14 protein-coding genes are annotated in these 13,874 nt (G+C 64.8%); 3 read left to right on the top strand and 11 right to left on the bottom strand.

What is annotated here, in order from left to right; genetic code table 11:
- Positions 1-151 precede the first annotated feature (151 nt).
- On the top strand, positions 152-412 hold the full coding sequence (locus IRZ77_RS19275; protein WP_046614044.1) for a hypothetical protein: 261 nt from the start codon (positions 152-154) through the stop codon (positions 410-412).
- A gap of 89 nt (positions 413-501) precedes the next feature.
- Entirely contained in the window at positions 502-681 is a 180-nt protein-coding gene (locus tag IRZ77_RS19280) for a hypothetical protein (RefSeq protein WP_196174157.1), read from the top strand.
- Between the two features lie 219 nt (positions 682-900).
- Here the strand turns inward: IRZ77_RS19280 and IRZ77_RS19285 are convergent, their stop codons facing one another.
- The 8 genes from IRZ77_RS19285 to IRZ77_RS19320 all read right to left on the bottom strand — a co-directional run bounded on the left by IRZ77_RS19285 (position 901) and on the right by IRZ77_RS19320 (position 10,577).
- Positions 901-1,665, bottom strand: a complete 765-nt coding sequence (locus IRZ77_RS19285) for a hypothetical protein (protein ID WP_135003137.1) — start codon at positions 1,663-1,665, stop codon at positions 901-903.
- Between the two features lie 64 nt (positions 1,666-1,729).
- Positions 1,730-3,007, bottom strand: coding sequence for a bifunctional O-acetylhomoserine aminocarboxypropyltransferase/cysteine synthase (locus tag IRZ77_RS19290; RefSeq protein ID WP_196174159.1), 1,278 nt, complete (start codon positions 3,005-3,007; stop codon positions 1,730-1,732).
- Between the two features lie 118 nt (positions 3,008-3,125).
- On the bottom strand, positions 3,126-3,563 hold the full coding sequence (locus tag IRZ77_RS19295) for a hypothetical protein (RefSeq protein ID WP_046614040.1): 438 nt from the start codon (positions 3,561-3,563) through the stop codon (positions 3,126-3,128).
- 63 nt (positions 3,564-3,626) lie between these two features.
- On the bottom strand, positions 3,627-4,316 hold the full coding sequence (locus IRZ77_RS19300) for a hypothetical protein (protein WP_046614039.1): 690 nt from the start codon (positions 4,314-4,316) through the stop codon (positions 3,627-3,629).
- Positions 4,317-4,496: 180 nt separating this feature from the next.
- Entirely contained in the window at positions 4,497-5,213 is a 717-nt protein-coding gene (locus IRZ77_RS19305; RefSeq protein WP_196174161.1) for an aspartate/glutamate racemase family protein, read from the bottom strand.
- Positions 5,210-6,406, bottom strand: a complete 1,197-nt coding sequence (locus tag IRZ77_RS19310; RefSeq protein ID WP_196174163.1) for an S-methyl thiohydantoin desulfurase domain-containing protein — start codon at positions 6,404-6,406, stop codon at positions 5,210-5,212. The genes IRZ77_RS19305 and IRZ77_RS19310 overlap by 4 nt, the downstream gene beginning before the upstream one ends.
- A 30-nt stretch (positions 6,407-6,436) precedes the next feature.
- On the bottom strand, positions 6,437-8,695 hold the full coding sequence (locus IRZ77_RS19315) for a sigma-54-dependent transcriptional regulator (RefSeq protein ID WP_196174165.1): 2,259 nt from the start codon (positions 8,693-8,695) through the stop codon (positions 6,437-6,439).
- Positions 8,696-8,819: 124 nt separating this feature from the next.
- Complete coding sequence (locus IRZ77_RS19320; protein WP_196174167.1) at positions 8,820-10,577, bottom strand: OPT family oligopeptide transporter; 1,758 nt, start codon at positions 10,575-10,577, stop codon at positions 8,820-8,822.
- A 536-nt stretch (positions 10,578-11,113) separates the two neighbouring features.
- Between IRZ77_RS19320 and IRZ77_RS19325 the strand changes: the two genes are divergently transcribed.
- Complete coding sequence (locus tag IRZ77_RS19325; protein ID WP_024086757.1) at positions 11,114-11,275, top strand: hypothetical protein; 162 nt, start codon at positions 11,114-11,116, stop codon at positions 11,273-11,275.
- 80 nt (positions 11,276-11,355) lie between these two features.
- Here the strand turns inward: IRZ77_RS19325 and IRZ77_RS19330 are convergent, their stop codons facing one another.
- The 3 genes from IRZ77_RS19330 to IRZ77_RS19340 all read right to left on the bottom strand — a co-directional run bounded on the left by IRZ77_RS19330 (position 11,356) and on the right by IRZ77_RS19340 (position 13,821).
- Positions 11,356-12,195: a GlxA family transcriptional regulator gene (locus IRZ77_RS19330; protein ID WP_258229945.1), complete on the bottom strand. Its 840-nt coding sequence runs from the start codon at positions 12,193-12,195 to the stop codon at positions 11,356-11,358.
- Positions 12,196-12,217: 22 nt separating this feature from the next.
- The gene (locus tag IRZ77_RS19335) at positions 12,218-13,267 is read right to left on the bottom strand and encodes a 5'-nucleotidase (protein ID WP_230386575.1); all 1,050 of its coding nucleotides are present in this window, start codon (positions 13,265-13,267) and stop codon (positions 12,218-12,220) included.
- Between the two features lie 62 nt (positions 13,268-13,329).
- Complete coding sequence (locus IRZ77_RS19340; protein ID WP_046614034.1) at positions 13,330-13,821, bottom strand: DUF1543 domain-containing protein; 492 nt, start codon at positions 13,819-13,821, stop codon at positions 13,330-13,332.
- Positions 13,822-13,874 lie beyond the last annotated feature (53 nt).

Here is a 13,874-nt window from a genome sequence, read left to right on the forward strand (position 1 = left end):
TAGGAAACGTCTCTGAATAGTGGTTTAGCTCTATAGGGACCGTGATCCGTACCCCGGCCTTTTGCGCCACCTGTCGAACCCAAGGCACTGCTGCTGGTTGTTTCCCGTCCGATCTGTATGCGCGATCAACGCGCAAACCAGGAGAACTTCCATGGCAAACGATCAGAAAGGCCCGGGCCTCGAGCAAACCGAGTCCGAGCCAAGGCAAGGCGTCGGCGAGGCGTGGTCCGAAAAGCGTCCCGTCGATTGGGACCCGCCGCCTGGCAACCCCGGTTCGGACCAGGACGGGCAGCCTGGCAGCGGTGACGGAGAGGTCCCGCTACCTTCGGATGACGAAGGCCCGATCGAGGAGGAGATGGAGGACGTGCAGGCCAACAATTCGGTTTCCGCCGAGCACCCGCAGCCTCGCTGACGGGAGGAACGAATGCGGTTCACACCTTTCTTGCGAGGTACGCAGCGATGAGCCCCGATCCAAATGTACAAGGCGGCACGAACCCGGACATGCCTACTTCACCCGAACCGGCCGTTGACCCCGACCGCCCGACCATACCCGACCCCGACGACGACCCGCTCATGAACGAAGAGGAGGGTGGTGATTGGCAGGAGGAAGACAGCCTGGCTGATGACGGCAGGCAAAGCGTGGAGCACCCTGCGGAAGACGTGGATCAGCGCAGGGAATGACCATTGATAGGGCAGAGCCCTGTGGGAGTGGGTTTACCCGCGAAGAAGCCAACGCGGTGGCTGGCACCGGCTGCGCCGGTGTTCGCGGGTGAACCCGCTCCCACAGGTACTGTGGCTGCCTTGCCTTGAAGGCTGTAGTGATCCTGTAGGAGCTGGCTTGCCTGCGATGGGCTGCGCAGCAGCCCCAATGGACGCAGCCCTGGCATGCGCGCCGGCGTATCACCCCCGTCGCAACACCGCCGCCAGCCCCACGGTCAGGATCACGGCACATAGCATTGCCAGGCTGATGGCAATTGCGACACCCCAAGCATCGAGCAGCCCTGCCAATAGCAGATAAAACGCAATCACCCCCACCGCCCCGATCGCATTTCCCCGCACCATCGCCGCCATTCCGGCACGGCCATTCTGCACATGGGCAAACACCACCAGCGGCCAGGCAATGACCGGAATCGGCGCAAGCATCCCGCTGGTCGCCGGGCCCAGCCAGTTGGCCAGGCTGGTGGTGACCATCAGCAAAGAAGTGGCAGACACCATGCGCAAGGGGATTTCCCAAATCCGATTTCGCGGCCGGACCAAGGTGTCTGGCCTGGGCTCGCGGCCGCTGACGCGTATCAGCACGCCTATCAACAACAGCGCCACGGCAATCGACAGGTGCAGGCTGCCCCAGTGGGTAAATGCATGGGCAGCCAGGCCATAGAACAGCATCGCCAGCAGCACGGCCGGGGTGATGCCGAGCCTGCGTGTGGCGAACAGGTAGAAGGTGTACGTGGCCTGCACCGCCGCCAGGCCGCCCAGGGCGCCGGGCACCGCACCCAGGGCGAAGGCCGTGCCCTGTTCCAGGCACAGGAAGGTCATTACCAGTGCCGAGGTGATCGGCAGGCCGGACAACAACCCGCCGAGCAGGCCGCCCCAGCGACGCGAGGCGAGGGAGATGGCCCACATCAGGAGGGGGGTGACGATCAGCTTGAGGTAGAACAGGGTCATCGCAAGGCTATCCAGATGTGCGAAAGGTGCGCCCGCCGTCGGCATTGGGTAGGGCGCAGATGAATCAGCCGCGGCTGGCATCCAGCGCTTGAGCCAGGTCGGCGATGATGTCGTCGCTGTGCTCGATGCCGATCGACAGGCGCACCATGTCCCGTGGCACGCCGGCCTTTTCCAGTTCCTCGTCATTGAGCTGGCGGTGGGTGGTGGAGGCGGGGTGGCAGGCCAGTGACTTGGCGTCGCCGATGTTCACCAGGCGCACCACCAGCTGCAACGCATCGATGAAGCGTGCACCGGCCGCCTGGCCGCCCTTGATGCCGAACGACAGGATCGACGCCGGCTTGCCGCCGGTGTAGCGCTGGGCCAGTTCATGCTCGGGGTGGTCGGGTAGCCCTGCATATTTCACCCACGCCACCTGCTTGTGCGCTTGCAGGTAGCGGGCGACCTTCAGCGCGTTCTCGGTGTGGCGCTCCATGCGCAAGGCCAAGGTTTCCAGGCCTTGCAGAATCAGGAAGGCGTTGAACGGCGACAGCGCGGCACCGGTGTTGCGCAACGGCACCACGCGGCAGCGGCCGATGAAGGCGGCGGGGCCGAAGGCCTCGGTGTAGGTGACGCCGTGGTAGGACGGGTCGGGGGTGTTGAGCAGCGCGAAGCGCTCTTTGTTGTCGGCCCAGGGGAATTTGCCGGAGTCGATGACGATGCCACCGATGCTGGTGCCATGGCCGCCGATGTACTTGGTCAGCGAGTGCACGACAATATCGGCACCGTGCTCGAACGGCCGGCACAGCACCGGGGTGGCCACGGTGTTGTCGACGATCAGCGGCACGCCATGACGGTGGGCAGCCTCGGCCAGCGCGGCGATGTCGACGATGTTGCCGGCAGGGTTGCCGATGGACTCGCAGAACACCGCCTTGGTGCGCGAATCGATCAATGCTTCGAGGGCGTCGATGTCGTCATGCGCGGCGAAACGGGTGTGGATGCCCATGCGCGGCAGGGTGTGGGCCAGCAGGTTGTAGGTGCCGCCGTACAGTTTTGCCACCGAGACAATATTGTCGCCGGCCTCGGCGACGGTCTGGATGGCGTAGGTGATGGCCGCCATGCCCGAGGCCACCGCCAGCGCGCCAACCCCGCCCTCCAGGGCGGCCATGCGCTGTTCGAGCACATCGTTGGTGGGGTTCATGATGCGCGAGTAGATGTTGCCGGCCACCTTCAGGTCGAACAGGTCGGCGCCGTGCTGGGTGTCGTCGAAGGCGAAGGAAGTGGTCTGGTAGATCGGTACGGCCACTGCCCGAGTGGTTGGGTCAGGGCTGAAGCCTGCGTGGATGGCGAGGGTTTCCAGCTTCATGCAATCGTTCCTTGAGCGTGGTGTGGAGCGAACGAGCATGTGGCGGGGGGAGGGTATGGGTCAAGGGGCCGCGCGCGATGGGCTGCCCGGCAGCAGCCCATCGCGTTCAAGGGTGCTTCTACTGGTCCTGGCGGCGCACCTGCATCAACCACTGCCCGGCCTGCCAGGCACCGCCTACCGCGATCAGGCCCGCCACCGCGCGCCAGTCACGGAAGAACAGTCGCATCGCGTTGATGGTGGGTGGCGCGTCGCTGCTGCGGACGAAGATGCGGATCCGCGAGGGTTGCGGGGCGGGATCGGCCTCCTCGTAGCGGTGCTGCGGCAGTGACGCGGGGCTGAGGCCCTCCTGGATGATCAGGTAGTCATGGCCCTGCTGAGTCACGCGGGCATTGATTTTCTCTTTCTTCAACTGTTCGACCAGCCCTCTGGTGACGCTTTCGATTTGTCGATCCACGGTATGGACGAAGTCCAGTAACTGGGCGCCACTCACCTTTGGATCGGCCGTAAACGCCAGCGGGCCGGCGTCGAGGGTGGCGATGTCAATGGGTTTGTTCATTTTCAGCTCCTTGCCGAATCCGGCGACATCAGGCCGGCGCGCTGCTGCGCGCCGGCCGCAGCTTCAGGCGTGTTCAAGAACCCTGCCAAGGCGCTCCTGGCGGGCAGCGATCAACCGTTGGGTAGCCTCGTAGGATACTTTGGTCACTTCGGAGTAGGTTATGGTCAGTTTGATATTGGCGCCGTCCATGCGCGCAGTTGCGGTTGCGCAGTTCATGCCACTGGGGAACTTGATCTCTCTTGGGCCGACAACGACGTTGCTGCTGATGACTTCACCCAGCTGTACTTTCTGGAACAGCCCCAGGTAATAAGTGGGTGTCACCTTGAACTGAGCCTGGCCACTACCGACCACATCCGGCTTGAACACCGAACCCTGCCCGCTCATGCCGATACCCAGGTTGGCAGGCAAGTTCGATTTGTTGTTGATCTGGATGCTGTCTCCGGGCGCCGAGCCGCTACCCAGCACCAGTTGCTGTACGTTGTCCTTGAACACACAGTCCCAGACCGATCCGAGCTGAGTCGACAGGGTCTGGCTGGCCTTGTACACCCCAACGCCACCGACCTGCCGATAATTGGCGATCACCACGTTGTAGTCGATGGTCCACTCCACCCCGCTGAAGCCCTGGGTGGGCACGGTAGTCTGCTTCCAGGACACGCTGTCGAGCCCTACCGAGCTTGGCAAGGTCTGGTAGACCGCGAGGGTCCAGGTATCGTTGGTCTGGTTGTCGAAATCTACATAGTAGTCAGTGCTCATGATGCTCTCCTTGTCATGTGGGCCGAGCGTGTGGGGTCACGCGCTCGGCCCAGTGACAGGAGCATCGATCATGCCAGGCTGGTGATCGCTTTCCTTTCAACCAGTTAGGCCGAAAAGCAGGGGTACAGGTGGACGTTTTCGTCCACCCGGTGGAGCCCAAGGCGGACGTATCCGGCCACCTCAGCCAAGGGGCACCCTGGCGTAGCACAAACGGCTAGGACGCACCTTCATCCGCACCAGCGACAGCAGGAAGCCGAAGCCACACTGGTTGGGGTCCAGCACCGGTACGTAGCAGCCAAGGTCCTGTTCGATAAGCTTCGACAAGCGCTCGGCGACACCCATGAAGCCGGTACAGCCAAGCAACAGTGCCTGCGCGCCATCCTCGTTGATGGCAGCCAGCCCGGCTTGCAATGCCTTGACCAGTACCACCTCCACATCACCCAACTGGGCTACCGGGCAGTCGATGGCACGGATCGAGGCAAAATTGATGCTTTGGCCATAATTGGCCACATGGCCGCGTTGCAGGGCCAGGGTGCTCTGCAGGATGGTGATGATGGAAAACCGCTGACACAACCCCAGGGCGCTGAACGCGGAGGTGGGGAAGCCGCCAATGATCGGGATATCGATCACTTCGCGGGCAGGCTCCACGCCGCACATGTCGAAATCGCTCAGCCAGATACCGTCGAACCCCTGTTGCTCAAGCTGCTGGGCCAGGCGCACCACCGCCAGGGCGTTCTCGGTGAGATTCAGCCGGTTCTGGATACACGGGCTGCCATGGTCGATGTTGTACACCTGGACCTCGACATCCGGGGGCACCACTGGGGCTATCGAGGCCAGCAGGCCCTCGTTGTAGTCGCTGCTGTTTACCGGCGCGAGAACCGCAATACGCAGGCTCATGGTCGTAACTCCTGCAGTTGCTCGATGCTTCGGTAGGCGCCCAAGTAACCCAGGTCTGCCAGCAACTGCTCGAAGCTCCACGCGATCAACCCACCGGGTTGGCGCAGCGGTGCCGCCGCCTGCCAGCCGATAAGGCAGGCAACGCGCCCGGCATAGCTCGGGTCCAGCGAGCCGTCGGCGCGCACCAGGTCGCCGTTGGAGGCCAGTGCCGGCCCTGGGCCTTCAAAGAACCAGGCAATGCTGTCCGGGGCCATTGCCAGCGGTTGCGGCTGGTGCTTGTCCCACAGCAACAGCGACTCGTTCTCGTAGCACAGGCGCAAGCTGCCTTCTGGGCTGTCGAGGTCGATGCGGCCAATGTCAAAGCCGCCTTGGGTAGTCACGCCGGCGTGGGTCAGGCGCGCATTGCGGGACAGGCAGCGGGCCATCAGGCCGAACTGGCCAAGCCAGTCGAGCACGGCCTGGCAAGTGTGCAGCTGCCCCGCAGCCAGGGCTCTGCCCAGCGCCAGGGCGCGGCTGAGGGTGCCGCGCAGCGGCAGCGCGGAAGGCAGCTGGTCGGGGCGCATGCACCATAGCGCCAGGCCACCGAACTCACCGAACGCCGGCGAGCCGACCACAGGGCGCAACATCTGCTCGGCGATCACATTGGCGTTTTCCGGGTACCCCCGGGCCTCGGCCGGCGGCGTCACATTCAGCTCCACCACCAGTCCGCCCTGGCTGACCACGAACGCCGGCCGCGGTGGTATACCGGCAGCAGCGAAGGTGAGCATCGGCAATGAGGGCACCGCGCGCCCGGCGCCGTCCGCATCGACCACCGCCAGGCCCAGCTTGGCGGCGGCCAGGCACGCAACCACAAAGCCTAGCGCGCCGCTCTCCGGCGGCACCACGTAGGCAAGCTCGCGGCCCTGCTCATTCAAGCGCTGGCGCAAGCATTCCAGTGCCTGGATCGGCCCGAGTGGGTACTCGCAACCCCCGATCGTTTCCGGTGCACCCATGTATGCCACAACCGCGGCGTCGCCAGCACGGGCCTCATCCACCGTGACCACCCTGACGCGGTCGTGTCGGTAGAATTCCCCGACCTTGAACGCGGCCAGCAAGTGCCGGGCCGACGCCAAGGTGCCACCACCACCACTGCCAAAGAAACAACCACCGTTGATCAACGCTTGCAGATCCTTGTGCTCCAGCTCGAACGCCATGATCGTGCTCCTGCTTTCCGGTTGAGGGGATCAGCTCGACAAACGTGCCAGCCAGCTACGCACGTTGCTGGCGGGCGGGTAGTCCAGTTGCGGGTCGAGACCGCGAAGCGCACGCACCAGGATCGACTGCACCTGGGCGCCACGTTCGCTGCGTTCGAGCAACCGGGCCAATTCCAAGGCGGCGTGCAGCCGCGCCGGCACCACGCCGAGGGTCAGCGCGGTGGACAAGGCGACGCGCAGGGTCGCCTCGGCTTCGCGGTCGTCGCCAAGCGCCAGCAGCGCCCGGCCACGTAACAGCATCAGTTCGCACAGGTAGGCGCGCTCCTGATGGTCCTGGGCCAGGTCGAGGGCGACATCCACCAGCTCCAGGCAGGCTTCTGCCCGCCCGCCCAGCAACAGCACTTCGCCGCGCTTCCAGGCCTGGAAGCCATGAAACAGAAGGCCGCCGTTACGCAGTACATGCTGCTGGTAGCCTTCGGCAATGGCCTGTTCACCGGCTTCGTACTCACCCGATATGCCCTGGTGATAGCCGCGCAGGATCATGCCCACGCCCCGGTAGAAGGAGAACTCGTGGCGCGCACTGAGCAGCTCCAGTTCGCGGGCCTGGCGCCCGAGTGCATCGCGCTCGCCCAGCACTGCGGCGAGCCAGGCCGCGCCCTGCAGGGCGACCGCGCGGTTGAAGGAGTTGTCGACCGCCTGCTCGGCGCGGGACTGCAAGCGGGCCAGCGCCTGGCGCGCCTGGCTGAACAGGCCCAGCTCGAAGGCGGCCAGGCCTTCGAAGGTGCGGGCCAGGCCCACCAGGTCCAGCCCCTGGTTCGATGGCCAACTGGCCTGGTCGTCCTCCAGCAGCCTGCCGCGCGTCAGGCAGGCCAGGCTTTCCTCGAAATCGCCGAGCCAGAACAGGGTGTTGGCCATGGCCAGGTGGGCCTCGATGCGCAGTGCCTCGCCACCGGCTATCTGCGCCTGCTGCAGCATCTGTTGTGCCGTAGCGCGGGCCTCTGCCAGTTCCAGGCCCATCAACAGGGTGGTCCACAGCCCGAACGACACCGACGCCATCTCTTGCGCCTGGCCTTGGCGCGCGGCCAAGGCCTGGGCGTCCCGGTAGCTGGCCAGGCTGGTGATGCTCAACCAGCCCTCGATACTGCGAAAGCTAACCCCCAATAACCGGTGCAACTCAAATTGCAAACGCCACAGGTCCTTGCCCTCGTAGACCCGCTCGGCTACTTCCAGGCCTTTCTGCAAAGGGCCCAGGGCGCCGCGGAAGTCGGCCCCGTCGATCAGCTTGCGGCCTTCGGCCAGGTAGCGTTCCACGGTCAGGCGCAAGTCCTGGCGCAACCGGACCCGCCGCTCGATCACCTTGCGATTGACCCCCAACAGCTGCGCCGCAGCACTCTTGTTGCCGTTGCAGCGGTTCAGCGCATGCTCGATCAGCAGTGTTTCCACCGCCGCCAGCTTGTCCGGCCCCTCAAGCCCGAGCAGCGCTTCGGCCAGCTCTACGGCAAGCGCAGAGGCGGGCGAGGGCCGTGCCAGCAACTGCTCGAGGGTTTCCCGGTCAACCAGTGGTGACGGGGCCAAGGTGCCGATGCGATCGATCGAATTGCGCAGTTCGCGCACATTGCCCGGCCAGTCTCGCTGGCACAGCAGCTCCAGTGCTGCTGCATCGAAGTGCAGCGGTCGCCGTTGCTGACGGCAGAAGTGCTCGATCAGGTCCGGGATGTCCTCCCGCCGCTCGTTCAGCCCCGGCAGTTCGAGCTCGAACACCGACAAGCGGTAGTACAGGTCTTCGCGAAAGCGCTCCTCGGCCACCAGGTGCTTGAGGTCACGGTGGGTGGCCGCCACCACCCTGCCGCGGAAGTGCCGGCTCTCGCTGCTGCCGAGTGGCCGGTACTGCCCGGTTTCCAGCACCCGCAGCAGCTTCGGCTGCAGGGCCAAGGGCAGTTCGCCGATCTCGTCGAGGAACAAAGTTCCCGCCCCAGCCATCTGCAGATGGCCCATGCGTTCGCCAACCGCGCCGGTGAACGCGCCGCGGGCATGCCCAAACAGCTCGGACTCGAGCAATTGCTCGGGGATCGCCCCGCAGTTGAGGTCGATGAACGGTTTGCCCGGTGCGCTCAGGCGGTGCAGTTGCTGGGCGATGACTTCCTTGCCGGCTCCCGTCGGGCCAAAGATCAGCACCGGCCGGTCGCTCTGCGCCACCCGCCGCAGCAGGGCTTGCAATGCCTGCATGGCAGGTGAACGGCCAGGCACGCCGTCCTCGTCGCCCGGGTGCGTGGTGCACAGTGGCTCCATGAGAATCCATCCTCGTTGGGGTGAGCCAGGCAATGAGGTATAGCAGAGCGACGCGGCCGCTGCTGCGTGTCCGGGTGGCCACTGGTCAGAACGTGGCTGCGGCATGGCCGCGCGACGCCAACCGCTACAGCATCCGCACCATCTCCCAGAACGATGCCGCCACCCCGGTAATGCTTTCCCCGGCGATCAGCCCCGCTGCGGCCGTGATTGCAAACCGCTCTGTAACGCTCGGCCAACGGCAACCGACCAGCCAGGTAACCACCGCGCCGAGCCCCATCATCATGCTGATCGATGCCGGCAGTATGAACGCCAGGCCCAGCGCGCCGGTACTCGGCAGCCAACGCGCCACCCGCTGCGGCAGCAGGCTGTCCAGCGCGCCCAGCAGTACGCCAGCCGCGCTGCCGGCCAAAATTGCCCAGCGCAGCTCTGGCGCCAGCGCCCCCAGCCCTTGCATCAGGGTCTGGGCCACGGCTTTCCAGGTAGCCACGGCTGGTGCGGGCCATTGCTCGGTGAGCAGCAAGGTCTGCGGGTCGGGAATCAGCAACAGGTACACCAGCACGCCGACCACGCTGCCTATAAGGATGCCCAGGCACTGTGCAATCAGTTGCTTGTGCGGCGTGGCGCCGATCGCTTGGCCAACCTTGAAGTCGTTCATCAGGTCGGTGGCTTGCCCGGCCGCGCCACCGGCGGTGTTGGCGCTCATCAGGTTGATGGCCACCTGGCCTGGTGCAACCAGGCCAAAGCTCAGCTGCGACAGCTTGCCGATGGCGCCGATCGGCGCAATACCGGTGGCGCCGACCACGCGCGCGGCGACCACCGCAAGGCAGATCGCCAAGGGAATGCTCAGCAGCGCCATCCACCAGTCGATGGCGAACAGCAACGCCTGAAGCGCCACCACCAGCGCAATGGACAATAGAAGCCCGCAGGCAGGCGCCAGGGAAAACCGCCCACGGGCGTGCGCTACCCGGCTTGCCTGCGCTTCGGCGAGCCTTTGCCGGGGCATTTGCAACAGGCGGGCCGACAATGAAGTCAGGGTTGCGCATACCATCAGGCTGACGCCCGGCCACAACAGCCACTCCACCAGGGTGGCGAACTGCGGGCCGCTGGCGTTCGGGGCCAGCACCACCAAGGCATGGTCGACCAGCCAAGGTGCCAGCCCGCCCCACGCCAGCGCGGCGCCGAACAGCAGCGTAAGGCCCACCCGGATGCCGATGATGCCGCCGAAGCCGACCAGCATCAGCGAAGGATCGAGCGTGAATGTCAGGCGCTCGAGCACTGGCGAGGGTGCCCAGCGCGGTATCGCCCAGACGAACCCGTCAATCCACTTCACCAGCCCCGACAGCAACGCGGCGCTGCACAGTACCTTTATCCGCATCATGGCTTCGTGGCCGTGGCGGTAGATCTGCTGCAAGGTCTCCAGGGTCGCCATGCCCTCGGGGAACTTCAGGCCATGGTCATCGAGCAGGGCGGGGCGCAGATACCAGGCGATCCAGATGCCCAGGAAGCTCACGGAGAACACCCAGGCCATCATCGGCAGCGGGTCGAGTTGGTGACCGGTGAGCAGGGTATAGGCGGGGATCGGTGCGACCAGCCCGCCAGAAACGATGGACGCGGCGGCCGAGGCCACGGTCTGGTTGATGTTGCTTTCGTGCAACGTCCATGCGGGCCGGCCGTTGCTGCGCCCTGCCAGGCCCTGCCACAGGGTGAAGCCGACCAGCAAGGCGATGATCGACATGTTGAACGACCAGCCGATCCGAAGGCCCGCGTACACATTCGAGGGTGTCAGCAGAACGCCCAGCACTACGCCGGTGAGCACCGCCCGCGGGCTCAGTTCACGTTCGATGCGAACCTGGGGAGGGGCGGTGGACGGGGCAGATCTCATGGCAATCCCTTGTCGGAGTGGTAAGCGCGCTTTGCACAACTGAGCCACTGCTGCCACAAAGGTTCACTGTTGCTTCTGGTTGTGAAAGGTGTCCAGCAACAGCCTCGAAGTGCTAGTGGCGACAGCGTCGTGTCTCAAGAAAAGTGCTGTGCACAGGGGCTCGCTTTTGCTGACATTGCCGAATCAAGAGAGATTCGTTCCGAAAACCAGTTGGCCGCGTTGATCACCGCTTTGCATCGCTGTGCCCAAGGCCAGTTGCAGGTCACGCTGGTGGGGGCTGGCCTGTGATACGGCGTTCACGGTGCCGCTGTTCGATGAGTTCATGCGGCGTATCATGCCGGGCGATGATTGGCGGATGGGCTAGCCTGCTTTAAGGGCATGCAAGCCGCAACCACAGGCAACGGTCCTCCCTGATTGCCAGTGCGACTGTAAAGATATGCAAAGTTTCCCCGTGCCATCACTCCGCAGCTCTAGAATCCGCGCGCTGCCGAACCGGCCAACGGCCGGCAGCAGATCTAGCCTTGTGGAGCGTTGCAATGAAGTCGAAACACCTTTTCCGCGCAGCCCTGGTTGCGGCGCTGGTATCGGCCTTGTCAGGCTGCTGGATGTTCATGCCGCCGGGTGGTGGCGGTGGTCATGGCGGTGGCCACGGTGGGGGCGGTGGCTTTGGCGGTCATCAGGGCGGTGGCCCTCGCTAAGCTGACCTTGCGATGGAGCGCACAGCCTCGGCCGGGACGCAAAAGCGTACCCGGCGCGAGCGCACACACCTCGGTTCAGCTCACCCCGACCGCCCAAACCGCTTGCGATACTCCGCCGGCGTAACCCCCACATGCTTCACGAACGCCCGCCGCAACGTATCCGCATTGGCAAACCCACACAGCGCCGCCACCTGCTTCGGTGCCTCTCGCCCAGCCTCCAGCCGCGCCCGCGCAGCATTCACCCGCGCCAGCTCCACCCACGCGGCCGGGGTCATCCCCACATCACCCTGAAACACCCGCGCAAAATGCCTCGGGCTCAGCCCAACCCGCGCAGCCAGGCTGGCAACCCCGTGGTCCAGTGCAGGGTTGGCGGCCACGTAACGCTGCAACCCCTGCAATGCCGAACGCCCAACCGGTGATGTCCCACCTTGCCGGCTGAACTGCAGTTGCCCCCCAGGCCGCTTGAAGTACATGACCAGGTGCCCCGCAACCAGCTTGGCAATATCTCGCCCCAGGTCTTCCTCCACCAGGGCCAGTGCCAGGTCCAGCCCGGCCGTTACCCCCGCAGCGGTACGCAGGTTGCCGTCATGCACCTGAATGGCATCGGCATCCACCTGCACCCGCGGATAACGCTCGGCCAGCGGCTGCGCCACGGCCCAATGGGTGGTCACACGCCGGTCATCCAGCAGCCCGGCAGCCGCCAGTGCAAACGCCCCCGTGCACACCGAGCCGTAACGCCGGCAAGCGCCCGCGCGTTGCCGCAGCCAGTCGAGAATGCCGGGGCGCAGGTATTGCTCGGCAGCCTGCGGTGTGCCGGCGACCAGCAGGGTGTCGATTGCCTCCAGGTCTTCGCCGATCCAGCCGTCGGCCACCAGGCGCGTACCAGAAGAACTCACCAGCGGCCCCGGTTCGCAGGCCACCGGCAAATTCAACTGTTGCGCGTCAATCCTGGGGCCGCCTTGCGGCCCTTTCGCGACACAAGGCCGCTCCCACAGGTTCAGCGACAACCTCGGGAGCAACGCTGTACCTGTGGGGTACGTCGAACGCAGAGTCCGCCGCCGAACGCTCGCGATTCGCCACCCCGAACGGCACATGCACCATCGGCAAATCCCCCGCCGGCGATTGCAAATGGCTGCGCTGGTCATCAAAGAACACATGCGGCTTCAGTATCGACAGCACCCTGGGTTTTTCCATCCCGCCCAGAAAGAAGCACTCGTCCGGCGAAACGCCCCAGTCTTTCAACGTTGTCACTACCCGCTCGTGCGAAGGGGCATTGCGCGCCGTCACGATGGCAATCCGCAAGATGCGCTTGTACGCCGGGTCTTCGGCCAACTTGCGGTCCTCGAGCATGCGAATCAGCGAAAGCTTGCGGTACAGGTCGGCCAACGGCCCCGGCGAATGCGGGATGCCCTTGCGCACGCGTTCATGCTCCTGAAAATCGTCCAGGTTGTCGTCGCGCTTGTACACGCGCTCGGCCTCGTCATCGGCAATCACCCCGTCAAAGTCGAAGGCTACCCGCAGTTCGGTGTCGATCTCGTCATCGTAGATGCGTGTCGGCAGCACCCGCCCGGCCGGGTAGTTGGCGTCGATGGCTTTCTGCACATCTTCCTCGTTGGCGCTGAGGAACAGCGAGGCATTGAACGCCGGTATGTACTCGTAGGGCGAGCGGCCCGACATGAACGCCGCGCGGGTGATGTCCAGCTGGTAGTGGCTGATCGAGCGAAACACCCGCAGGCCGGTTTCCGGCGAGTTGCGCGATAGCAGCACCACCTCCACCGGCAACTGCTCGGGGAAGGCCTGATTGATGCTCAGGAAGCGGCGGATGAACGGGAACGCCACGCCTTTGGGGAAGGGTTCGTCCAGGTTCTGCTGCTGGTGCTGGCGGTAAGCCTCGACGCCCTGGGTCTGGTAGATGTCGTCCGAGACGGTGAGGTCGAACAGCGCACTCGAAGCAACGCCGATGACCAGTTTCTGTTCGATGGGATAGGGCATGAAGCAACTCCTGAGCGTGAGCTGAAGGCAAGTGTACCGCGCGCTTAGCGGCGCTGTTGGCGTCAGATCAGGATGTAGTCGTTACGCACCACCACCGGCTCGTGTGCGCCTTCGACCAGGTGCACGAACTGGCCTGCTACCTGGTCGATCGCCAGGCAGTCGTCGACAGCCAGCAAGGCATCGGTATGCGGCTTCAGCCAGTCCGCCTGCATGCGTTGCTTGCCCAGGGCCTTGGCCTCGGTCTTGTTGTGGGCGGTGACCAGCAGGTAGCGGTGGGCCTCGCCGAACACTTCGCGTTCATAACCACCGAGGTTGATGAAGTACAGGCGCAGCGCACCGCGGGCGGGGGCGTGCGGGCGCAGTTCGATGCGCTGGCCGTCGACACCATGCACCTCCAGCCACGAATCGATGTGCAAACCTTTCGGGCTGCCGAACCAGGCCTGGCGCAACTGCGGGTAGGCCTGTTCGAAGGTGTCGGCCAGGGCGAACACCACATCGTGAACTTCGATCTTGGCGCCGGGGTGGCGGCCTCCGAGCATGACGACGTAAAGCATGGGCGGTCCTTTGCGGGGCTAACGTAAGAATGCGGCATTGTACTGCCTGATTC

It is taken from the genome of Pseudomonas pudica (assembly GCF_015680405.1).
In the GTDB taxonomy this organism is placed as follows: domain Bacteria; phylum Pseudomonadota; class Gammaproteobacteria; order Pseudomonadales; family Pseudomonadaceae; genus Aquipseudomonas; species Aquipseudomonas pudica.

What these genes read in the sequence shown, in the direction of transcription:
- IRZ77_RS19275 (WP_046614044.1), top strand. Translation starts at nt 152, where the DNA reads ATGGCAAACGATCAGAAAGGCCCGGGCCTCGAGCAAACCGAGTCCGAG.
- IRZ77_RS19280 (WP_196174157.1), top strand. Translation starts at nt 502, where the DNA reads ATGCCTACTTCACCCGAACCGGCCGTTGACCCCGACCGCCCGACCATA.
- IRZ77_RS19285 (WP_135003137.1), bottom strand. Translation starts at nt 1,665, where the DNA reads ATGACCCTGTTCTACCTCAAGCTGATCGTCACCCCCCTCCTGATGTGG.
- IRZ77_RS19290 (WP_196174159.1), bottom strand. Translation starts at nt 3,007, where the DNA reads ATGAAGCTGGAAACCCTCGCCATCCACGCAGGCTTCAGCCCTGACCCA.
- IRZ77_RS19295 (WP_046614040.1), bottom strand. Translation starts at nt 3,563, where the DNA reads ATGAACAAACCCATTGACATCGCCACCCTCGACGCCGGCCCGCTGGCG.
- IRZ77_RS19300 (WP_046614039.1), bottom strand. Translation starts at nt 4,316, where the DNA reads ATGAGCACTGACTACTATGTAGATTTCGACAACCAGACCAACGATACC.
- IRZ77_RS19305 (WP_196174161.1), bottom strand. Translation starts at nt 5,213, where the DNA reads ATGAGCCTGCGTATTGCGGTTCTCGCGCCGGTAAACAGCAGCGACTAC.
- IRZ77_RS19310 (WP_196174163.1), bottom strand. Translation starts at nt 6,406, where the DNA reads ATGGCGTTCGAGCTGGAGCACAAGGATCTGCAAGCGTTGATCAACGGT.
- IRZ77_RS19315 (WP_196174165.1), bottom strand. Translation starts at nt 8,695, where the DNA reads ATGGAGCCACTGTGCACCACGCACCCGGGCGACGAGGACGGCGTGCCT.
- IRZ77_RS19320 (WP_196174167.1), bottom strand. Translation starts at nt 10,577, where the DNA reads ATGAGATCTGCCCCGTCCACCGCCCCTCCCCAGGTTCGCATCGAACGT.
- IRZ77_RS19325 (WP_024086757.1), top strand. Translation starts at nt 11,114, where the DNA reads ATGAAGTCGAAACACCTTTTCCGCGCAGCCCTGGTTGCGGCGCTGGTA.
- IRZ77_RS19335 (WP_230386575.1), bottom strand. Translation starts at nt 13,267, where the DNA reads ATGCCCTATCCCATCGAACAGAAACTGGTCATCGGCGTTGCTTCGAGT.
- IRZ77_RS19340 (WP_046614034.1), bottom strand. Translation starts at nt 13,821, where the DNA reads ATGCTTTACGTCGTCATGCTCGGAGGCCGCCACCCCGGCGCCAAGATC.